This window comes from Paraburkholderia sp. SIMBA_053 (genome assembly GCF_046534895.1).
GTDB lineage: Bacteria > Pseudomonadota > Gammaproteobacteria > Burkholderiales > Burkholderiaceae > Paraburkholderia > Paraburkholderia caledonica.
The window spans coordinates 1-307 of sequence record NZ_JAWRXU010000386.1; the positions used below are offsets into that span (position 1 = coordinate 1).

Below are 307 nucleotides of genomic sequence, written 5' to 3' on the forward strand. Positions count from 1 at the left end.
GGGACATATTTGGGACATTATCACCAAAAATGTCGTCTATTTTCCTCGCATGCTCTGTCAAATGATTAGGCGCAAGGTGAGCATACCTACGAACCATTTCTATGGACTCCCATCCGCCCATTTCCTGAAGCACTGATAATGGGACGCCTGACTGAATCAGCCAGCTTGCCCAGGTGTGTCTGAGGTCATGGAAACGGAAATCTTCAATTCCTGCACGACGACAAGCTGATAGCCATGATGTCTTGCTGTCGATGCGCATCTTCCTGACCGCAGGCGTTGATGTTCCATCTGCTCGCTTAGCCGCCTT

At 49.8% G+C, this 307-nt stretch carries 1 protein-coding gene; it reads right to left on the reverse strand.

Going from position 1 to position 307, the window contains the following annotated elements:
• A partial coding sequence (locus SB753_RS36105) for a site-specific integrase (RefSeq protein ID WP_410804897.1) occupies positions 1–307 on the reverse strand: 307 nt, incomplete at both ends.